18 protein-coding genes are annotated in these 21489 nt (G+C 59.1%); 14 read left to right on the forward strand and 4 right to left on the reverse strand.

Annotation, left to right across the window (positions count from 1 at the left end):
* Positions 1-112 precede the first annotated feature (112 nt).
* From K3759_RS18950 to K3759_RS18975, 6 genes are all read left to right on the forward strand, one after another.
* On the forward strand, positions 113-1684 hold the full coding sequence (locus K3759_RS18950; RefSeq protein ID WP_259986528.1) for an ABC transporter substrate-binding protein: 1572 nt from the start codon (positions 113-115) through the stop codon (positions 1682-1684).
* A gap of 72 nt (positions 1685-1756) precedes the next feature.
* Positions 1757-2731: an ABC transporter permease gene (locus K3759_RS18955; protein WP_259986530.1), complete on the forward strand. Its 975-nt coding sequence runs from the start codon at positions 1757-1759 to the stop codon at positions 2729-2731.
* Positions 2731-3663, forward strand: coding sequence for an ABC transporter permease (locus tag K3759_RS18960; RefSeq protein ID WP_259986532.1), 933 nt, complete (start codon positions 2731-2733; stop codon positions 3661-3663). Before K3759_RS18955 ends, K3759_RS18960 begins: the two co-directional genes overlap by 1 nt.
* Complete coding sequence (locus tag K3759_RS18965; RefSeq protein WP_259986534.1) at positions 3660-4625, forward strand: ABC transporter ATP-binding protein; 966 nt, start codon at positions 3660-3662, stop codon at positions 4623-4625. The genes K3759_RS18960 and K3759_RS18965 overlap by 4 nt, the downstream gene beginning before the upstream one ends.
* Complete coding sequence (locus K3759_RS18970) at positions 4622-5647, forward strand: ABC transporter ATP-binding protein (protein WP_259986536.1); 1026 nt, start codon at positions 4622-4624, stop codon at positions 5645-5647. The genes K3759_RS18965 and K3759_RS18970 overlap by 4 nt, the downstream gene beginning before the upstream one ends.
* Positions 5644-7140: a carboxypeptidase M32 gene (locus K3759_RS18975; RefSeq protein ID WP_259986538.1), complete on the forward strand. Its 1497-nt coding sequence runs from the start codon at positions 5644-5646 to the stop codon at positions 7138-7140. The genes K3759_RS18970 and K3759_RS18975 overlap by 4 nt, the downstream gene beginning before the upstream one ends.
* A gap of 134 nt (positions 7141-7274) precedes the next feature.
* Here K3759_RS18975 and K3759_RS18980 read toward each other — a convergent pair whose 3' ends face one another.
* From K3759_RS18980 to K3759_RS18990, 3 genes are all read right to left on the reverse strand, one after another.
* A complete protein-coding gene (locus tag K3759_RS18980) occupies positions 7275-8669 on the reverse strand; it encodes a sensor histidine kinase KdpD (RefSeq protein WP_259986540.1) in 1395 nt (464 codons plus the stop codon).
* The gene (locus K3759_RS18985; RefSeq protein WP_259986541.1) at positions 8666-9139 is read right to left on the reverse strand and encodes a molybdopterin-dependent oxidoreductase; all 474 of its coding nucleotides are present in this window, start codon (positions 9137-9139) and stop codon (positions 8666-8668) included. The genes K3759_RS18980 and K3759_RS18985 overlap by 4 nt, the downstream gene beginning before the upstream one ends.
* Before the next feature lie 275 nt (positions 9140-9414).
* Positions 9415-10104 (reverse strand): sulfotransferase family protein, encoded by a 690-nt coding sequence (locus K3759_RS18990; RefSeq protein ID WP_259986542.1) that lies wholly within the window; start codon positions 10102-10104, stop codon positions 9415-9417.
* Positions 10105-10347: 243 nt separating this feature from the next.
* Between K3759_RS18990 and folE2 the strand changes: the two genes are divergently transcribed.
* Both folE2 and K3759_RS19000 read left to right on the forward strand, forming a co-directional pair.
* Positions 10348-11439, forward strand: coding sequence for a GTP cyclohydrolase FolE2 (gene folE2 / locus K3759_RS18995; protein ID WP_259986543.1), 1092 nt, complete (start codon positions 10348-10350; stop codon positions 11437-11439).
* 104 nt (positions 11440-11543) lie between these two features.
* The gene (locus K3759_RS19000; RefSeq protein WP_259986544.1) at positions 11544-12317 is read left to right on the forward strand and encodes an SDR family oxidoreductase; all 774 of its coding nucleotides are present in this window, start codon (positions 11544-11546) and stop codon (positions 12315-12317) included.
* A 412-nt stretch (positions 12318-12729) separates the two neighbouring features.
* Here the strand turns inward: K3759_RS19000 and K3759_RS19005 are convergent.
* A protein-coding gene (locus K3759_RS19005) for an IS3 family transposase (RefSeq protein WP_409202534.1) occupies positions 12730-13937 on the reverse strand; the annotation gives its coding sequence in 2 pieces (ribosomal slippage) (positions 12730-13616 and positions 13616-13937; 1209 coding nt in all).
* Between the two features lie 391 nt (positions 13938-14328).
* Between K3759_RS19005 and K3759_RS19010 the strand changes: the two genes are divergently transcribed.
* The 6 genes from K3759_RS19010 (at position 14329) to K3759_RS19035 (ending at position 21487) form a co-directional block, all read left to right on the forward strand.
* On the forward strand, positions 14329-15255 hold the full coding sequence (locus K3759_RS19010) for a LysR family transcriptional regulator (protein WP_259986546.1): 927 nt from the start codon (positions 14329-14331) through the stop codon (positions 15253-15255).
* On the forward strand, positions 15252-15836 hold the full coding sequence (locus tag K3759_RS19015) for an ANTAR domain-containing response regulator (protein ID WP_259986547.1): 585 nt from the start codon (positions 15252-15254) through the stop codon (positions 15834-15836). Before K3759_RS19010 ends, K3759_RS19015 begins: the two co-directional genes overlap by 4 nt.
* Positions 15833-17002: an ABC transporter substrate-binding protein gene (locus tag K3759_RS19020; RefSeq protein WP_259986549.1), complete on the forward strand. Its 1170-nt coding sequence runs from the start codon at positions 15833-15835 to the stop codon at positions 17000-17002. The genes K3759_RS19015 and K3759_RS19020 overlap by 4 nt, the downstream gene beginning before the upstream one ends.
* Positions 17003-17264: 262 nt before the next feature.
* Positions 17265-18632 carry a CmpA/NrtA family ABC transporter substrate-binding protein gene (locus K3759_RS19025; protein WP_259986550.1) on the forward strand — a complete coding sequence of 456 codons (1368 nt, stop codon included), beginning with the start codon at positions 17265-17267 and terminating at the stop codon, positions 18630-18632.
* A gap of 63 nt (positions 18633-18695) precedes the next feature.
* On the forward strand, positions 18696-19772 hold the full coding sequence (locus K3759_RS19030) for an ABC transporter permease (RefSeq protein WP_259986551.1): 1077 nt from the start codon (positions 18696-18698) through the stop codon (positions 19770-19772).
* Positions 19773-19807: 35 nt separating this feature from the next.
* Positions 19808-21487 (forward strand): ABC transporter ATP-binding protein, encoded by a 1680-nt coding sequence (locus K3759_RS19035; protein ID WP_259986552.1) that lies wholly within the window; start codon positions 19808-19810, stop codon positions 21485-21487.
* Positions 21488-21489 lie beyond the last annotated feature (2 nt).

Genomic DNA, 21489 nt, shown 5'->3' on the forward strand with positions numbered 1-21489 from the left:
TAATTGTGCACTCTACTCAACGGGCCTTCTGTTAATGTTACATTTAAATATTGACCGTTTTAGAAATAGCTGTCTAGTGTGACTGCAAGATATAACACATGGAGGATGACCAATGACGAAACTTTCTTTGAAATCAGCCGTCGCGGCGCTGGCGCTGATGGCAGTCGCGCCTGCGGTGATGGCAGCCGACCTGGTGGTCGGGCTGCGCGCCGGGCCGGATTCGATTGACCCGCATTGGTCCACCCTCGGCTCGCAGGCCGAAGCGCTGCGCCACGTCTTTGACACGCTTGTGGACGTTGACGAAAAGCTGCAACTCAAGCCCGGTCTGGCGGTCAGCTGGGCGGCGGTCGACGACACCACTTGGGAATTCAAGATGCGCGAAGGTGTGACCTTCCACGACGGCACACCCTTCACCGCCGAAGACGTCAAATTCTCCATCGAGCGCATCCCGGAAGTGACCGGCCCGATGCCGATGACGCTTTACACCAAATATGTCGATTCCGTCGAAGTGGTGGACGATTACACCCTGCGGGTGAAGACCAAGGGCATGGCGCCTTCGCTTCCCAATGACTTTACCCGTCTGTTTGTCGTGCCCTCCGAGACTGGCATGGAGGCCGGCAACGAAGAGTTCAACTCCGGCGAAAAAGCCATCGGCACCGGGCCTTACACATTTGTGTCTTGGCAGCCCAAAGGCGATTTGGTTCTGAAGCGCAATGATGACTACTGGGGCGGTGAGACCGCTTGGGAAAACGTCACCCGCCGCGAGATTCCCGAGGACACATCGCGCGTCGCGGCCCTGCGTTCGGGCGAAGTTGACCTGATCAACTACGTCCCTGCCTCCGACTACCTTGCGATGAAGAACGACGGCGAGATCGACACGTTTGTCTCCGACTCTGTCTACATCCTGAACATTGCGCCCTCGGTGAAGGACGAAGAGCCGCAGCCGATTAAGGTCAATGGCGAAGAGGTTGACGGCAACCCGCTGCAAGACCTGCGCGTGCGCAAGGCGCTTGATCTCGCGATCAACCGCGACGTGCTGGTCAATGTGGTGCTCGAAGGTCTCGGCACGCCCGCGAACCAGCTGATGCCCGAAGGCTTCTTCGGCTACAGCCCGGAACTCGGCAAGCGCGAGTATGACATCGAGCAAGCCAAGGAACTACTGGCCGAGGCCGGCTACCCCGAAGGTTTCGAGATTGATTTCACCTGCACCAACAACCGCGTGCCCGGCGATGCCGTGGTCTGCGAAGCGCTGGCACAGATGTGGTCGCGTCTGGGGCTGAAAGTGAACGCGCAAGCGCTCAATGGCACCGTCTTCTTCCCCGCTGCGGCGCGTGAAGAATACACGATGACCATGTCTGCTTGGGGCACGCTGACAGGTGAGGCCGCCTATACCTACGGCGCATTGACCCACACCAAGGATGCGGAAAAGGGCTTTGGCAACTTCAACCGCTCGGGCTATTCCAACCCTGAGTTCGACAAGGTGTTCGGCGAAGGTTCGCAGACCCTCGATCCCGAAGGGCGCAAAAAGCTTTACGAGCAGGCGTCCTTCATCGCGATGGAAGACCGTGCCTTGATCCCTACGGTGATCCTTCAGACCGTCTGGGCGGCCAATGCCGATACCATCGACATGACACCGCGCGTCGATCAGGAAACCCGCACCTACGCGATCACCCCGGTCAAGTAAGGCCATACCAACCTGGGCGTCCGCTGCTTTGCCAGCGGGCGCCTTCCTTTTTGCTCCCACGGGCGAGGTCGAATGCTCAGCTACTTTATCACCCGAATTGCACAGGCCATTGTCGTGGTCTTCGCCATGTCGGTGATCGTTTTCGTCGGCGTTTTTGCCATCGGCAATCCCATTGACGTGATGATTGACCCGGGCGCGACCCAAGCGATCCGCGAAAAACTTATCGCGCAATACGGGCTCGATCAGCCCTTGGTCGTGCAATATTGGACCTTCCTGCGCAACGTCTTTGCAGGCGATCTGGGCACTTCGATGGTCTATAACATTCCGGTTGTCGATCTGGTCTTCTCACGCTTTCCTGCGACACTTGAGCTGGTGGCCGTGTCGGTGCTGATCGCCGTCGGCGTGGGCATTCCCGCTGGGCTCTGGGCTGGCTACCGCCCCGACAGCATTGGCGCGAAGCTGGTCATGGCGCTGTCGGTGCTGGGCTTTTCGGTGCCGACCTTTTGGATCGGCATGCTGCTGATTATGGGTTTCGCGGTTGAACTGGGCTGGCTGCCCTCCGGTGGACGCGGCGATGAGGCGACTTTCCTTGGCGTGTCCTCCTCGCTCTTTACCCCTGATGGCTGGAGCCATGTCATTATGCCCGCGATCAACTTGTCGCTGTTCAAGATGGGTCTAATGATCCGCCTCACCCGCGCCGGCATGGTCGAGGCAATGGGCACCGATTACGTCAAATTCGCCCGCGCGCAGGGCCTGCCGGACCGGCAGATCGTCTTTCGCCACATCCTGCGCAACATCTCGATCCCGATCGTGACGGTGCTGGGGCTTGAGCTTGGCTCGACGCTGGCCTTCGCGGTGGTGACCGAAAGCGTGTTCAACTGGCCCGGTGTCGGCAAGCTGATCATCGATTCCATCCTGCAACTCGACCGTCCGGTGATGGTCTCCTACCTCATCATGGTCGTGATCCTCTTTGTCCTCATTAACCTTGTGGTTGATCTGGTCTATGCCCGTCTGGACCCGCGTGTCCGCCTGAAAGGAGGCGCATGATGCCCGAGATCGTCGCTGAAAACATCGTCGCCGTGCGCTCGGCCCCGCCGGTGGAGACGCGCGCCGAGCGGCTGCGCAACTTCTGGTCCGACTTTCGCGAGTCTTGGGTGGCCGTGGGCGCGCTTATTGTCATCGGGGTGCTATTGTTCCTGTCCTTCGGCGCGCCGCTGGTTTCGCCGCAAGATCCCTACGACATGGCGATGCTCGACTGGCTCGACGCTTTTTTGCGCCCCGGTACCGAAGGCTCGGGCGGCTATGTGCATCTGCTGGGCACCGACAACGCGGGCCGCGACATGCTCTCGGCGATCTTCTACGGGCTGCGCACCAGCTTTGTGATAGGCCTTTCGGCGGGGGCGCTGGCCCTTTTGGTAGGGATCACCGTCGGGCTGACGGCGGCCTATTTCGGCGGACGGATCGAGGCGCTCTTGATGCGGATCGTCGATCTGCAACTCTCAATGCCCGCGATCCTATTGGCGCTGGTGCTGGTGGCGATGCTGGGGCAGGGGATCATTCAGATCATCCTCGCACTGGTCGTCGCGCAATACGCCTATTTCGCCCGCACTACCCATGGCGCGGCCAAGGTCGAGCGCGGTAAGGATTATATCGAGGCCGCGCGCTCCACGCCGCTGCCCACGCATCGCGTGCTGTTCAAACACCTGCTGCCCAATGTGCTGCCGCCGCTGATCGTTGTGGCCACGGTGCAGGTGGCAAGTGCCATCGCGCTGGAGGCGACGCTGTCCTTTCTTGGTGTCGGTCTGCCACTGACCGAGCCGTCGTTGGGGTCGCTGATCTCCAACGGGTTCAAATACATCCATTCGGACCGCTACTGGCTGTCGATCTATCCCGGATTGGCGCTGATGGTGACCGTAGTTGCAATCAACCTCGTGGGCGATCAGGTCCGCAAGGTGCTCGACCCGAGGAACAGCCGATGAGCGCCGCACTGGAGGTCAGGGGCCTGACCACGCAATTCAGCACCCGCAAGGGCGCGGTGACCGCCGTGAACGACGTGAGCTTTTCGGTCCAGCCGGGGCGCATTCTCGGGCTGGTCGGTGAAAGCGGCTCGGGCAAGAGCGTCACCGGCTTCTCGATCATGGGATTGATCGACGCGCCGGGCAAGATCACCGCCGGGCAGGTCATGGTGCAAGGCACCGACATGCGCGGGATGAGCACCGAAGAGCAACGCAAAATGCGCGGCCGCGCTGTGTCGATGGTGTTTCAAGACCCGATGATGACGCTGAACCCGGTACTGCGGGTGGGCGATCAGATGGCGATGGCAGTGCGCGTGCATGACAAGGTCAGCAAGGCCGCCGCCTGGGAGCGCGCCCGCGAAGCGCTTGAGATCGTCGGCATTCCGGCGGCGGTTGAGCGGCTGCAAGCCTATCCACATCAACTCTCGGGGGGCATGCGGCAACGTGTGGCGATTGCCACCGCACTCTTGCACCGCCCCGCCGTGATCATCGCGGACGAGCCGACCACCGCGCTTGATGTCTCGATCCAAGGTCAAATCCTCGCCGAGGTGCGCCGCCTGGCCGATGACACCGGCACGGCGATTGTCTGGGTGACCCATGATCTCGCCGTGGTCTCCTCGCTCGCCGACGACATCGCGGTGATGTACGCGGGCCGCATTGTCGAAAGCGGCACGGCGGAAGAGGTCATCGCGAACCCGCGCCACCCCTATACGCGCGGGCTGATCGACTCGGTGCCGGGTCTGCATGAGCCGGGCCGCGATCTGCCGCAGATCCCCGGCTCAACCCCGCAACTGGCGAACCTGCCCTCGGGCTGCCCGTTCCGCCCGCGCTGCCCGCGGGCGACCGAGATCTGCGCGACGATCCCACCCAACACTGGAACCGAGGCACATTCCGTACTGTGCCACCATCCGCTCGAGGCCCTATGACCGATCCCATTCTGAAAATCGACGGCGTCTCCAAGCGGTTCACCCGCAAGCCGGGGCTGGTCATCAGCGGGCTAGATAAGCTCACGGGCCGCGATTCCACCCAGACCGTGCATGCGGTCAATGACGTGACCCTGAGCGTGCCACGCGGCGAAGTGCTGGGCATCGTCGGGGAATCCGGCTGCGGAAAATCCACCTTGGGCCGCGTCGTCTCGGGCATCTATGCGCCGAGTGAAGGCAGCGTGACGCTGGAAGGCAAGCCGGTGGCGCGCGAGCATCGCGGCAATGTCGACAAGCTGACGACCCGGGTTCAGATGATCCACCAAGACCCTTTTGCCAGCCTCAATCCGCGGATGAAGGTGGGCGAGATCATTGCTGAAGGGCCACGTGTTCACGGGCTGATCCCGGCGCGTGAGGTGCAAGAACGGGTGCGCAGCCTGCTGGAGCAGGTCGGCCTTGAGGGCGCCTATGCCAACCGCCTGCCGCACCAATTCTCGGGCGGGCAGCGCCAGCGGGTCGCCATTGCGCGAGCGCTCGCGATGCAACCCGAGCTGCTGGTGCTGGACGAGGCCGTGGCCTCGCTCGACGTGTCGATCCAGGCGCAGGTGCTCAATCTCTTTATGAAGCTACGGCGCGAGTTGGACCTCACCGCGCTTTTCATCAGCCACGACCTCTCGGTCGTGCGCCATGTCTGCGACCGGGTGGCAATCATGTACCTCGGTCGGGTGGTCGAGACCGCGCCGGCGGATGAACTCTACGCCAAGCCGATGCATCCCTATACCGAAGCGCTCTTTGCCTCCGTGCCGACCCTCGGCACCGGGCGCGCTAACTTCCACCCGATCAAGGGCGAGATCCCCTCGCCGATCAACCCCCCCAAGGGCTGCGCTTTTCACCCGCGCTGCCCCTTCGCGGGGCCGCGCTGCAAGGCCGAGGTGCCGCGCCTCGTGACTCCGAAAGGCAATCGCAGCGTTGCCTGCCACCTGCATGACGGGGGCACCGGCGCAGAGACAGGAGCCGCTGCATGACCCTTTCGCTGACCGACCGCGTGGGGCGGCTGAACGACGTGCTGGTCTCCGTGAACCTGCTTAATTGGGACGCGCGGGTAATGATGCCCAAGGGCGGGGCCGAGACGCGGGGCCACCAGATCGCCACGTTGATGGGCATCGCGCGCGAAATGATCCTCGATCTCGAGATGGGCAAGGCTGCTGAAGCGGTGCTCAACAGCGACGCGCCCGAAATCGAGCGCCGCGCCGCGCAGGCGGTGCAGGAGGCACGCTCCCATCTCGCCCGCATTCCCGCCTCCCTGCTGCGCCGGCAGGCGGAGCAATCCATCACCGCCGACGCCGCTTGGACCGAGGCGCGCCGCACTGGCGACTTCGCCCTGTTCCAGCCGCATCTGCAAAACATCGTCGATCTGGCGCGCGAAAAGGCGCAGGCGCTTGGCTATGACGGCCACCCCTATGACCCGATGGCCGGTGTGTTTGAACCGGGGGCGACGGCGGCGCAGCTCACCCGGTTCTTCGACCAACTGGGCGACGGGATCCGCCCGATCCTCGACGTGGCCCTCGCCCGACCCGCGCCGCGCAGCGACTTCCTGTTCCGCGACTATCCGATCGCTGGCCAGCAGGCCTTCTGCGCCTATATCGCGGAGGCCCTGGGCTATGACATGGACCGCGGGCGGCTCGACACGGCGGTGCATCCCTTCGAGATTTCCATGACCCGCAACGACGTGCGAATCACCTCGCGCTGGAACCCGACCTACCTGCCGATGTCGATCTTCGGCACGATCCACGAGGCGGGCCATGCGCTTTACGAGATGGGCGCCGATTCGTCGCTTACACGCGGGGCCCATGCGACGGATATGATCGGTCTCTATGCCGTGGCGGGCACCAGTTTCGGGATGCACGAAAGCCAGTCGCGTCTTTTGGAGAACCACATCGGCCGGTCGCCTGCCTTCTGGGCAGTGCATTACGGACGGTTGCGCGATACTTTCCCCGAGCAGTTGGGCGATGTGAGCGAAGCGGAATTCGTCGCCGCGATCAACCGTGTCTCTCCCGGTCTCACCCGGGTCGAGGCGGACGAACTGACCTATGATCTGCACGTCATGCTGCGGGTGAAGATCGAGATGGCGTTGATGGACGGATCGCTTAAAGTGGCGGATGTGCCCGAGGCCTGGAACGCGGCGATGCGCGAGGTTCTGGGGCTGGAGGTGCCGGACAATGGCGCAGGTTGCCTGCAGGACGTGCATTGGTCGCATGGCTACATCGGATCTTTCCCCACCTACACGGTGGGCAATTCGACCGCCGCGCAGATCATGACGCATCTCGATGCCACGCAGCCCGCGGTGCGCGCGGGCGTGACGGCGGGGGATTACGCCCCGCTGCACGGGGCATTGGGCGATCTGGTCTGGCAGCATGGCCGGTCGCGCAGCCGGGCCGAAATCCTCGCCGGGATCGGGGCAGGAGCCTATGACCCGACCGCCTATCTCGCCTATCTGCGGAACAAGTTCGCCGGATAGGACGCGCGCGTACTAAGTCATTCCGGCAGGTGCAGTTCACGTGGCGCCACAACAAGGCGTGCGCTACCCTTACGTGGTCTCTTTTTTGGAAAGCAAAAGTTTTACTAATGAAAGGAATCTATCGCAACCGATGATCAGGACTTCTGCAGCCTGAGAAGTTCCTTCGAAATGAGGTTTAGTTCGATCCAAAAAACCGATCCTTCCCCTTCGACCGAGGAGAATCCCACCTTTCCGTCAAGCAGCTCTATCAGTTGCTTTGTGATACTCAGCCCAAGACCGCTGCTTTTGTTTGCACCCGTGGTGCCGGGGTTAATCTGATGAAAGGGGGTGAAGATGTCGGGCTGCAGGGCCGCAGGGATGCCAATCCCATGGTCCGTGACTTCGATCCGCGCATTGTCGCTGATCCGCGTCAAGCGGACTTCAACGACATCCCCGGTGGAAGTGAATTTAGCGGCGTTGGAGATCAGGTTGTTCAAGACTTGCGTGACCCGTGCACTGTCAGTGAGTGTGATGACGGGCTCTTGGGGGGTATGGACAGCGTAGCTTACACCAAGTTTTTCAGCGTAGCCTTGGCAATTCTCGACCGCGGCTGTGACCACTTGGTTAAGGTCCACCGTTTGGCGTTTAACGGAGACTTTCCCTTCGCTTAAGGCCTGGGCGTCCAAAATATCGTTGACGAGTGTCAAGAGGCGGTCTCCGTTGCGGTCAGCGACATCGAGCAGTTTTAGTGCGGTTGGGTCTTTGAGTGTGTCGCCTACCCTGGCTTTCAGCAAGGACAACCCGCCTAAAAGCGAGGTGAGCGGCGTGCGCAACTCGTGGCTGACCACACTCATGAAATTCATTTTCAAGCGTGCTGCTGAGGTTGCTTCTTCAGCCAGAATGCGCATTTTCCGTTCCCTATTTCTGGTAGCGCGAAGTTCGATCAGGAGCAGGGATATGAAGATACCGAAGAGGGTTAGAAGTGTCATGCCGAGATAGGCGATGGTATGCGACAATGAAAGCAGGCCGGTTCTGAACTCTGACAGAGTGCTGTTTTTGGCCTGTGCAAGGGCCACCAACAGATTGCGTAAGGCTATGTCGTAGCCTCGGAGTTCTGTGAGAATGTACACAACCTTTTGTCGCCCCGCGTCATTTATCATCTCTTGTGATGCGAACTCATCGATATGGGGCTCAATGGTTTGGAAGGTCTCCTCAAGGGAAGAAAGCACAGTTTGATCTATGCCAAAGCTCGTGAGGAGCCGCGAAAGTTTACCCTCCTGAAGGATCGTGATCCGGCTCCAGGCGATGTTAAAGCGCAAGGCCACATCCCTTGCGGGTCTAAGGCCGAGCGCGACTTCGCTGAGCTCTTTCTCAAGCCTGAGCATTTCGAACTGAAGCTGTGAACCGATCCAGAGCGGGTCGCTTTGCTCCGCGGTCTGGATACTGTCGACCCTATCGCTCAGCTTATAGACGACCCCGATACCAAAGAGCACGGCACCTACAAAAAATACGAGGAGTGCTGCGCGAATGGTTCTGCTTTTATCGGTCACTCGACAGCAATGCTTTTGAGCTGCCATACAAGTCTGCCGTTGAAGGAATTGTCTTGAAGCTCCGCATGGTCATCCATTGGGTAAATGACCCAAATAGGTCCTTTGTTCCGCACCGACATCTGCTCACCGTCACGCAGCACTGCCAGAATGACATCGTAATCAAAGGCATCTATGGCCGGGACATTTGAGCTGAAATCATTCAGTGCGACCATCTTCAGGGTTGCATCGGGCGCGACATTCAGGGGCTCTAGTACCGTGCGCAGACGCGGCCCTTGAAACGTTGCTGCAGTATCTACATAGTCGTTTTTGGTCAGAACGGTGGTCTGAGGCAGCCTAAGCAGATCTTCCAGTGTATACGTCGCGGATTGCTCAGGGGTCGAAACAGTCAAGATTGTTTGCGCAGCCCCCATAGTGGGAAGGGCGAGTAGGGCAGCCACGAAGATGGCGTTCAGAAAATTCTTGCGTCGCATAACCGATCCTTGATGGTCTTTGTTGCTTTCGCATGTCGGTTAGAAAACGACCAGATATTGGTGGCAATTTTAAGGCCTTTTTCGAAATACGGGCTGCTTTGCGGTGCGGGACCGGTTCTTGTCATCAAAAGCCCCTTACCTCATCTATTTTGCCTGGACCAAGCAGAGTTCTATCCGGTGACGTAGTCTTAGGCCGCGCGGGAGGCGGGCGCGCGCTACCGGCTGAAGTCCCACCACGAGGGCCTCTCGCAGAAGGGCTGATGGTGCCTTGCACTTCAGCACGATATTTGCAGCGCAGGTCTCCTTCCCGCTTTGATTTCTTGGATCAGTTTCAGATCTTCTTGGTAGAAGGTGTCGATTGATTTCCGCGTTTGTTCCAGCATTTGTATGGAGAACTTTACGCTGCTGTTATGGTCGAGAGGCACGATGGCTCGGTCGGTTTCAGTGACATGGTCAATCCAGCGGAACACCTGCTCAAGCCCCTCCTCAAAGAGAAACATCCTTACGTCCGGCCCGGTAAATTCCACCTGAGGTCGGATATGATTGTCTGACTGATAGGGGTCAGCAATCTGATCTGCAAAAATCTTTTCAACCCATGCATCAAAAGTACCGTAAAACTCTGTCGTCCAATCAAGCTCCACGGTCAGTGCGTCGCCCGGAGCTATGTGTTTAGGCAGCGCTTCAGGAGGGTTTCTTCGGGTTGCGCGGTAGCGATACTCGCTCAGCAAGCGCTCAAACGGGTCGCGCATAATGCAGAACCGATGATCGCAAAAATTATCGGGCAAGATCACGCGTTGCGTTGCCGCTTCCATATGCTGGGGCGTGGTTTTGGACCATTCTACCGGCTCACGGCTGTAAAGAGCCAGCGGCCCCTTGGCCCTGAGATAGCTTGTGATGCACGATCCACCCGTCTTAGGGATATGGACAAAATGCAGAAGCTTACCGTTGATTTTTGATAGGGGCACCTGTCGCCTCAGTTATTACCATAGATTGTGCATCTATGTGGGAAACGCTTGGCGAGTCAATTCGGGCCGGGGGCCATAGTGGTCGCCCCAGGCGGGCTTTGCAAACATTGCCAAGTTCAAGAGCCCTTAGTCTGAACCATCCTATGGGGGAGGCTCTCCAAGGTGTCGTCTTGTTGCGCTGCGCCATGGTGTTACCTGTTAAACCACTTTAGCGTGCGGCCGACAGATCAACAGGGCGTGCATATGACTATTGAAACAGAGGTGTCAGATACACCGGATCGGGAGGCGGCCAAGGCTGCACTCGCCACCTTGCGCGCGTGGGGCCAAAAGGCCACTCCAACCGAGGTCGCCGCACTCGACCCCGCGGTCGCGCGGATGGTGAAAGGTGCCGGTTACCCTACGTTCAACCGGGTCTATCCGACGGATTTCACCATGGGTGCCAATTACAATGCCACACTGCCTGATTTGCAAAACGGCCCTTCCAGCCTGATCCGCGGCGCACAGCAGTTGATCCAGCATGTGGGCATTTCTAACTTCCGTCTGCCAATCCGCTACCACAGCCGCGGCGACGGTGATTTGCAGCTTGAAACCTCTGTTACCGGATCGGTCTCGCTTGATGCCGGGAAGAAGGGCATTAACATGTCCCGTATCATGCGCAGCTTTTACCGTCATGCTGAAGCCACCTTCAGCTTCGAGGTGATCGAAGCCGCGCTGGATGACTATAAGGCCGATCTGGAAAGCGTCGATGCGCGGATCCAGATGCGGTTTTCTTTCCCGATGAAGATCGCCAGCCTGCGCTCGGGGCTGACCGGCTACCAATATTACGACCTCGCGCTCGAACTTGTGGAGCAGGAGGGGAGGCGCAAAAAAATAGTCCATCTCGACTATGTCTACTCTAGTACCTGTCCCTGTTCGCTGGAGTTGAGCGAACATGCCCGCGCAACCCGGGGGCAGTTGGCCACGCCGCATTCACAGCGTTCGGTCGCACGGATTTCGGTGGAGGTCATCGATGCGGGGGTCTGCCTCTGGTTTGAAGACTTGATTGACCTCTGTCGCCGCGCGGTGTCGACAGAGACCCAAGTGATGGTCAAACGCGAAGACGAACAGGCTTTTGCCGAGCTGAACGCTGCCAATCCGATCTTCGTCGAGGATGCAGCGCGACTTTTCTGCGAACAACTTCTTGCGGATGTGCGAGTAGGGGATTTCCGAATTGTCGCCAGCCATCAAGAAAGCTTGCACAGCCATGATGCAATTAGCGTGTTGACCCAAGGCGATACCTTTGCCGCGCAAAGTTTCGACCCGAAGCTGTTCAACACGCTCTTTCATGTTGGCTGACGGGTTTTCATGGATTTGCCTTTTTTCGTGCGTGACTCAGGGCTGGCGGGGAGCACCCTCTTTGTGGTTTATCCATGTGTGACTATGGATCGAGGAGAGGCGCCATGCAGCGAGCACTGGTGACCGGCGCCGGAAAACGACTAGGACGCGCTATGGCGCTCTACCTTGCCGGGCGGGGATTTGACGTGGCTGTGCATTACGCCACCTCGCAGGCCGAGGCAGGGAAAACAGCCGCAGAAATTACAGCGAAAGGGCGAAAGGCCGCTCTTTTGCAAGCTGACTTACTCAAGGAGGTCGAGACAGAGCTTCTGCTGCCCCGCGCGGCCGCGGCGCTCGGCGGACCGATCACCTGCCTGGTCAACAATGCGTCAATCTTTGAGGCGGACGACATTCAAACGGCTACGCGAGAAAGTTGGGAGCGCCATATTGGCAGCAACCTACGCGCGCCCTTCGTGCTGACGCAGGCCATGGCGGGGCAAGGGTTGCAGGCCACACAAGATGAGTACGGCGAACCGCGTGCCACTGGGCTGGTCGTGAATATGATCGACCAACGCGTGCACAGCCTGACCCCAGAATTCATGAGTTATACGATCGCTAAGATGGGCCTGTGGGCTATGACACGCACCACTGCACAGGCGCTGGCTCCGTCAATCCGGGTTAACGGCATTGGCCCCGGACCAACCTTACAAGGTCAACATCAGTCTGAAGAAGTCTTTGCACAGGAGCGCCGGAATACGGTGTTGAAACGGGGTGTGAACCTTGCAGATATTACTGCCGCCCTTGGCTACTTTATCGATGCGCCTGCTGTCACGGGGCAACTGATTTGCACCGATGGTGGCGAGCACCTGCAGTGGCAAAATGCCAGTCAGAATAGCTGACTGGGGGGCCGTCCAACATCTTAGGAAGCCCGACGGCCTGACGTGCGGTCTTATAAGCGGCCGAGCGCATTTTATAAGAAGCGATGGAAGCTAATGCCATGATAACTATGCAAAATATGTCCTCTGAGGCAGTGGTTGGAGACTGTTACGGTAATCGGAGGTCTTGGGAAGTTTGCGGTTTTTAAGATTGAGCATGCCGCGCGGCTTTGCCAACTTGTTTGGCGATCCGCAAATTTGAGAAAGGCGGCCGGAATGTTCGAGAATGGTTTGCGGCTCGCAATCATTTCGCCATAATGTTCGAGGATCGCTTCAATGCGTGACTGTATCTAAAACCCGCATAGGCCAGACCTGATACACAAAGTTCATGACACTCCCCATATCCATGTGGACTGGCCCCCGTTTCAGCGGACACCTAAGCAGTTTCGGTTGTGGCCTTGATGAACTCGCGAGGCGAGCGCCATCTTAGGCCGTTGTGTGGGTGGTTGTCGTTATAGTCCTCAATCCATTCTCCTATCAAATTCAAAACGGTTTCGGCATCGGGTATTGGATTGACGCGCACGTAATCGCGCTTGAGCGTCTTTACGAAGGCCTCTGACATGTCGTTGGATTGCAAGCTGGCGACTGGCGTGAAGCATGACTTTGGGCCAAACTGGCGAGCAAAGATGCGGGTTTCCCTTGCTGTGTATGCGCTTCCATTGTCGGATAAGGCCTCGACCACCTCTGGCGCGCGATAGCTGCCGAAGCGTTTCTCGACGGCCTCCAAAAGCATGTCACGGACGTCCGAGCCGCTAATCCCGGCATTGGCGACGGCCCGCCAGGCGATGACCTCACGATCATGAGCATCGAGCAGGAACGCCGCGCGGATAATGTCGCCATTCCAGCAGGTGAACTCCAGCCCGTCAGAGCACCAGCGCAAGTTCAACCGAACCATGATGACCTTGCCGTCATGGGCGCGCTCTGGCCAGTTGAAGCCGGATCGCTCCAGCAGCAAGTTATTGGCCTTCATAATGCGATAGACGCGTTTATGATTTGCTGGGGCAAGGCCTTCTGCTTGGAGTTCCCGGTTCAGCACTGCAGTGATCCTGCGGTAGCCATAGGTTGGGCGCTCCGCCACCAAACGTTCGATACGTGGCAAGAGAGCCGCGTCTTGAGCGTTATAATAGCTCCGACGCGGCTCCGTGGTTCCTTTCTGTCGTTCATGCAGGTTCGAACGGGATACGCCTAACGTTTGTGCCACCGCCTTCATCGGGAACCGCCCGGTTTGAGCGACTGCGCAAGCAAGGTCGGTTTTTTTGCGCGCGACTTGTCGAGCGCTTCCTTCAGGATCTCCACTTCCAGCGTCTTGCGTCCCAGCTGGCGCTCGAGCTCCCTCACGCGGGCTTCCATCTCTCGGACAGCCTTATTGCTGGTCACGCTGTCATCCCCTGTTACGGCGACACTCCCTCCCTCGACCATCAATCTACGCCAACGATACAACAGATTTGGGGCCACACCATTACGGCGAGCAACAGCGGAAACGCTGTCCCCGTCATAGAGGGTCTCCTCAACGATCCGCAGCTTTTCTGCCGCAGACCAGCGTCGACGGCGTCCGCCATCAGTAATGATTTCCATCTCAGACATAAGCACGTGCTTAAGGCTATCCTTATGCCTCCTTGGTCAGTCCAAGGTGTCCGGTCGAAATGGGGGCCAGTTCACGTGGAAAGCGGGGATGCTTGAACGGCGATTTGCGCGGCATACTCGACATCAAAAACAGCAACCTTCCCAAGAACTGCAATTAACGCAACAGTCTCCCGTACCGGCAAACACAAACTCGATGAAAGAATAGGCAGAGAGCATCAAAAGTAGTCGCCAAGCCTCACTGACCCGTGGGAATCGAATTTCATAATGTTCGAGCCATTGCTGCTGCGCAGTATCTTTGCTGCATTGCAGAGCCGAGACTGCGCAGAGGCCTTCGCAGTTTGTCTCTCGCCCAGCGGTGCAGCGCCAAACTGGAAAATATGAGTGAGTTGACATGGATATCTCAGCGCAAATGCTGATCTTCGCCACCGTGGTCGAGCGAGGGAGCATTTCTGCGGCGGCGCGCTCTATGGGGCAAACCCCATCGGCAGTCAGCAAGCAGATCAGCCTGTTGGAGGATCACGCGCGCTTTCGCTTACTCAATCGCACGCGGATAGGCGTTTCGCCGACACAGGAAGGCCAAGAATTTTACCTTAAGTGCCAAGCGATGGCAGAGAAATTCAAAGAAGCCGAAGCGCATATTTCTAACCTAGATGATGCGCCGCGCGGCAAATTGCGGATCGCGTCGACGGTGGCATTCGGCAAATCTCAGTTGATCCCGGCCTTACCCATATTTTTGGCTAAGAACCTAGACGTAGAAGTGTCGCTGGAGCTGACGGACCGTGACATTGACCTGCAGACGGAAGGTTTCGATGCGGCGGTCAGTTTTGCTGAGCAGTACAAGAACCCCGATGTCGTCGTGCGCCGCATAATGCAAAGCCGCCGCGTGTTGTGTGCGGCGCCGCAATACATCGAGCGACGCGGAACACCGATTAGCTTCGCCGATCTGTCGAAGCACAACTGTCTTAGAATTGCCGGGAATAGCCGCAGGAATGCATGGAACGATGACCAGACAAGCGGAGCGAACCCTTTTGACGCGGTTGGGGATTTCGAAGGCAACAGTACAGATGTGATATTTCACGCCGCCCTTGCTGGCATCGGTATCGCGCGGCTGCCAAGCTATCTGGTGGACGCGAAACTGCAGTCGGGTGAGTTGCTGCGGGTCTTGCCCGGTTATGCGCCTGCCAGCACCGATATCGTCGTGCAGTTCGCGGGGCGGCGAAATCTCCCCCCGAAGACCCGCGCCTTCATTGATTTCTTGGTGTCGGAGTTTCGCCCCGATACAGCGCCACCAGTTCAGAAGGTGGCGGGGCACCCATGACCAAGACCCTAAGCATCGTTGTTGTCGAAGAAGATCAAGAGCGCGCGATTGGGATCGTGGACGCGCTGAAAGAGGCCTGCGTTTGTGACGTTTTCGTTGTCGGCAATTCCAGTGGCCTCGCCCGCAAGATCGCCGCCCATGTGCCCGATATTGTGCTGATCGACGCAGGCAACCCGACACGCGACGTGATGGAGGAACTGACGCTGGCCTCTGGCCCGTTGGAGCGTCCTGTGGCGATGTTCGTATCCGGTGCGGCTGGCGGGCTGGCACAGGCGGCGATTGAGGCGGGGCTTTCGGCATATGTTGTCGATGGACTCGCGCCGGGCCGACTAAAGCCGGTAATGGACACTGCGATTGCGCGTTTTGCGATGGTGCGTCAGATGCGCAGTGAATTGGCCGAGACACGCCGCGCCTTGGAAGAACGCAAGGTGATTGACCGTGCAAAGGGGCTGTTGATGAAGGCCAAGGGCCTTGATGAGGAAGCCGCTTATGCCCTCCTGCGGAAGGCCGCGATGGACCAGGGGCGGCGGGTGGCTGACGTGGCCGAAGCACTGGTGACCGCGTCGGGGCTGCTCGGATGAAGACGACGACCATCCCTGTTGCTTACGTCCCCCTGGTGGATGCCGCGCCCTTGATCGTAGCGCAAGAGTTGGGCTTTGCCGAAGCTGAGGGCATTGCGCTGGACCTGACCGCCGCGCCGTCGTGGTCGTCAATCCGAGACATGCTGGCCTTTGGCCGTGTCGACGCTGCCCATATGCTGTCGCCGCTGCCGGTTGCAATGGCGATGGGGTTGGGCGGGGTCGCGACCGCACTGTCGGCGGTGTCGGTCCTGTCGGTCAACGGCACTGTTTTAGGGGTTGGCAAACCGCTCGAAGACCGGCTGCGCGCTTTGGGCTATGACTTCGACTTTGTCGATCCTTTCAAGGCTGCAGAAGCACTTGCACAGGACCGCCACGGACCGATCGTATTTGGGGTGCCATTCCCGTTTTCGATGCATGTCGAACTGTTGCGCTACTGGAGCCGGGCATCAGCACTTGGACCGGACGGGATCGTAATCCGCACCGTGCCGCCTGCGCTTATGGCAAGCGCACTGGCAGCGGGGGAGGTGGACGCCTTTTGCGTAGGCGAGCCTTGGGGGTCGGTTGCGGTTGAGCGCGGCGTCGGTGCATTGCTGCTGCCGGGCAAGGCGATCTGGAGTTTTGCACCTGAAAAGGTTCTGGCCGTGCGCACGAACTGGGCTGAGGCCGAGCCCGACCTACTCGCCCGTCTGTTGCGCGCGACTTGGAAGGCAGGCCGGTGGTTGGCCGACCCGAATGTTCATGCCGCCGCCAGCGATCTGTTGTCGCGCAAAGCCTATCTGGATGTGCCGTCGGAACTTATCAACCGGGCCTTGTCGGGGCATTTGATCGTTTCGTCCCGCGGGGCGCATCGCCAGATCGATGGATTTCTTGAGTTTCACCGCGGCGCCGCAACCTTTCCGTGGCGCAGCCAATCAAGATGGATCGCGCAACATTTGTGTCAGTCGCACGGCAGTGGCAATCCCACTGCGGATACGATTGCGAATGTGTTCCGCTCAGATCTACATCGTTTGCATCTCAGTATGCTGGACCCCGATCTGCCCGGTGCATCGGAAAAGGTCGAAGGGGCGATTCCACGCGCTACACCGGTGGCTTCAGCGGGGGGGAGGCTGACTTTATTGCCGAATGAGTTTTTCGACGGCCAGATTTTCGATCCTTCCGCGCTGTAGGCGACTATTTTTTACGCAACGGCAAAACGCCTCCGACTTTTTTGCTGCATAATGACATCATAGGGTTGAGAACGCGCTGCATTGCGGCATGATCGAAGGTGCATCCACAATGGCGTGGCTTGCACCGAATTCCTCCCGATGACTGGGATACGTTGAGCAGGGCCGCTCGCTTTCTATCGTTTGCAACGATGGTCAGTGAGCGGCCTTTTTTATTTGCCCGATCCACCTCCGCCCGGCGCGGACGCCCTCAAAAGGACCAACCATGAAACACCTTATCCTTGGCCTTGCGGCCTCGACCGTGATGACCAGCGCCGCCTTCGCTGAACTGCTTGACCTTGAAAAGGACGTGCTGACCTTCGGTTTTATCAAACTGACAGACATGGCCCCGCTCGCCATCGCCTATGAGCAGGGCTACTTCCTTGATGAGGGGCTTTTTGTCACCCTCGAAGCCCAGGCCAACTGGAAAGTGCTGTTGGATGGGGTGATCGACGGCCAGTTGGACGGCGCGCATATGCTGGCCGGGCAGCCCTTGGCGGCGACAATCGGTTACGGGACTGAGGCGCATATCATCACGCCCTTTTCGATGGACCTGAACGGCAACGGGATCACCGTCTCCAACGAGGTTTGGGAAAAGATGCTGCCCAACATTCCCAAGATGGCGGATGGACGGCCCGAGCATCCGATTTCAGCCGAGGCGCTGGTGCCGGTGATCGAAGAGTTCAATGCCAAGGGCGAGGCCTTCAACATGGGGATGGTGTTCCCTGTCTCGACCCATAACTACGAGCTGCGCTATTGGCTCGCTGCAGGCGGGATCAACCCCGGATACTACAGCCCCGATAACATCTCGGGCCAGATCGGGGCGGATGTCTTTTTGTCGGTGACACCGCCGCCGCAGATGCCTGCCACCTTGGAAGCAGGGACGATCCATGGGTATTGCGTGGGCGAGCCTTGGAACCAGCAGGCGGTCTTCAAAGGCATCGGCGTGCCGGTCATCACCGACTATCAACTGTGGAAGAACAACCCCGAAAAGGTATTCGGGATCACCGATGCCTTCGCTGAGGAAAACCCCAACACCACCAAAGCGGTTGTCCGGGCACTCATTCGCGCGGCCATGTGGCTGGACGAAAACAACAATGCCAACCGCCCCGAAGCCGTCGAGATTCTCAGCCGTCCTGAATATGTCGGCGCCGATTACGAGGTGATTGCCAATTCAATGACCGGCTTTTTCGAGTTCGAAAAAGGCGACAAACGCGACATCCCCGATTTCAACGTCTTCTTCCGGCATAACGCGACCTACCCCTATTATTCGGACGCGATTTGGTACCTGACCCAGATGCGCCGCTGGGGTCAGATTGCCGAGCCAAAATCCGACGCATGGTTCAAGGACGTCGCCGCCAGCGTCTACCGCCCGGAAATCTATCTGGAGGCCGCCCGGTCGCTGGTCGACGACGGTTTGGCCAAGGAGGAAGACTTCCCCTGGGAGGCCAACGGCTTCAAGGCACCGACACCTGCGGCTGACATCATCGACGGCATTCCCTTCGATGGCCGCGCCCCCAACGCCTATCTCGACAGCCTGCCAATCGGGCTGAAAGGCGATCAAACCGTGGTCGGCGACGAAGTTCAGGGCTGAGGCCCGGCGGCACTGGCGCGCCGTCTCGCCCGTGCTTTTCCCATTCCCGCAGGAGACAGTTCGATGAGCACCGCAGACCCGAATTTTACCGCTGATCCAGCACGCGCGGCGCGCCGCGAGAGGCGCTTCACCCGGATCAACACCGCCGATAAGTGGCTTCAGGTTATTGGGCTGGCATGGCTGACCCCGATCCTGAAAGCCGTCGCCGGGGACAATCCTAAGGCCCAAATCGCCGAGATCTGGCGCCTGTTGGGGGTGCCGTTGCTTGCGATCATCGGGTTCCTCGCGCTTTGGGCGACATTGGCCCCGACAGTGCAAACCTCGCTCGGCGCGATCCCCGGTCCGGCACAGGTGTGGTCTGAGGCGGTCACCCTGCATGAGGACGCGCAGGCCAAGGCCGAGAGCCGTGCCAAATTCGAAGCGCAGGTTGCGGTTTTGAATGAACGCCGCGTCGAACAGGGCATGCCCCCTGTTGAGCGCGCCTATACCGGTGCGCCAACGTATTACCAACAAATCTGGACCTCAATCCAAACCGTATTCTTCGGCTTTCTGATCGCGAGTGCTGTGGCAATCCCGCTTGGGATCGCGGCGGGCCTCTCGCCCACGGCCAACGCCGCGTTGAACCCGATCATTCAGATTTTCAAACCGGTCTCCCCGCTGGCTTGGCTGCCGATCGTGACGATGGTGGTCTCCGCCGTTGCGGCCTCAAATGATGGCTTGCTGTCCAAGTCCTTCTTGGTCTCGGCCATTACCGTGACGCTTTGCTCGCTTTGGCCAACGCTGATCAACACTGCACTGGGCGTGGCGAGCATCGACAAGGATCTGGTGAATGTTTCGAAGGTGCTGAAGATGAACACTTGGACCAAGATCACCAAACTGGTCCTGCCCTCCGCCCTGCCGCTGATCTTTACTGGGCTGCGGTTGTCGCTCGGGGTGGGTTGGATGGTCCTGATCGCCGCTGAAATGCTGGCGCAGAATCCGGGACTTGGCAAATTCGTCTGGGACGAGTTTCAGAACGGGTCTTCCAGTTCGCTCGCCCGGATCATGGTCGCAGTGCTGACCATCGGCATCATCGGTTTCCTGCTGGACCGGGTGATGTACGCCCTGCAGTCGCTCTTTACCTTCACGAACAACCGCTGAGCTGTGCTGCGGCGATAGCGGAAAGGAACACTCACATGAGCATTCTGAAACTCGATCATGTTAGCCAGAGCTTCGGCTCGGGAACCCATGCGACCCATGTGCTGAAGGACATCAACCTGGATGTGCGTGAGGGGGAGTTCCTCGTGCTGCTCGGCTTTTCCGGCAGCGGCAAGACGACGCTCATTAACCTGATGGCGGGGCTGGAGCAGCCGTCCAAGGGAAAGGTCAGCTTTAAGGGCCAGCCCGTCACCGGGCCGGGGCCGGAACGCGCGATGATCTTTCAAAGCTATTCGCTGATGCCTTGGCTGACGGTCAGCGGTAATGTCGGCCTCGCGGTGAACACGGTCTTTCCCGGTCTGTCCAAGGCAGAGCGCGCCGAGAAAGTCGCGCACTATGTCAAGATGGTGGGCCTTGGCCATGCCGCTACACGCCGCCCGGCGGAGCTTTCGGGCGGGATGCGGCAACGGGTCAATGTGGCCCGCGCGCTGGCGATGAACCCTGAAGTGCTTTTGCTGGATGAGCCATTGTCGGCGCTCGACGCGCTGACCCGCGCCAATCTCGCTGATGAGATCGAGCATATTTGGGAAGCCGACAAGAAGACCTGTGTGCTGATCACCAACGATGTGGACGAGGCGATCATCCTTGCTGACCGGATCATCGCCCTGAACCCGGATGGCACATTGGGCAAGGAGTTCCCCGTCAAGATCCCGCGCCCTCGGGATCGGGGACGCATGAACACCAATGAAACCTTCAAACGCCTGCGCGCGGATGTAACCAAATACCTGATGGATGTTGGGATTGAGGCCAAGGTCGAGGGCACCCGACTTTTGCCGAACGTGACCCCGATCCACGGCCTCCCCGCCGCTCTGGCCGAAGCAGAGAAGAGCACATTGCGCAGCCGTTATCTGGATTTCAGCCAGCTTCACAAAGTTTACCCCACGCCCAAAGGCCCGCTGACGGTGGTCGAGAATTTCGATCTCAAGATCGAGAAGGGAGAGTTCATTTCGTTGATCGGCCATTCAGGCTGCGGCAAATCGACAGTTTTGACCATGGCGGCGGGGCTGAACGACATATCGAAGGGCTCCATCGTGTTGGACGGCACCCATGTGGAGGGCGCCGACCCTGAGCGCGCCGTGGTGTTTCAATCGCCCAACTTGTTCCCCTGGCTCAGCGCCAAAGAGAATGTGGCGATCGGTGTCGACAAGGTCTACCCCCGCGCCTCGCAGGGCGAGCGTCAGGATGTGGTGGAGTATTATCTGGAGCGGGTTGGGCTGGGCGATGCGATGGACAAGCGGGCGAGCGATATGTCCAACGGTATGCAGCAGCGTGTCGGTATCGCCCGGGCCTTTGCGCTCAGCCCCAAGCTGCTGTTGCTTGATGAGCCGTTTGGCATGCTCGACAGCCTGACACGTTGGGAACTGCAAGAAGTGCTGATGGAGGTCTGGTCGCGCACCAAGGTCACGGCGATTTGTGTCACCCATGATGTGGACGAGGCGATCTTGCTGGCTGACCGTGTGGTCATGATGACCAACGGGCCGCAGGCCACCATTGGCAAGATCACGCAGGTCGATCTGCCCCGGCCAAGAACGCGCAAGATGCTTCTGCAGCATCCTGACTACTACGGCTACAGGCAAGAGGTGCTCGATTTCCTTGAGGAATATGAGCACGGCGCAAAACCCAAGCCCAAAACCCCTGAAACAATGGCGGCGGAGTGAAC

The organism is Sulfitobacter sp. W027 (assembly GCF_025143985.1).
Taxonomy (GTDB): Bacteria; Pseudomonadota; Alphaproteobacteria; order Rhodobacterales; family Rhodobacteraceae; genus Sulfitobacter.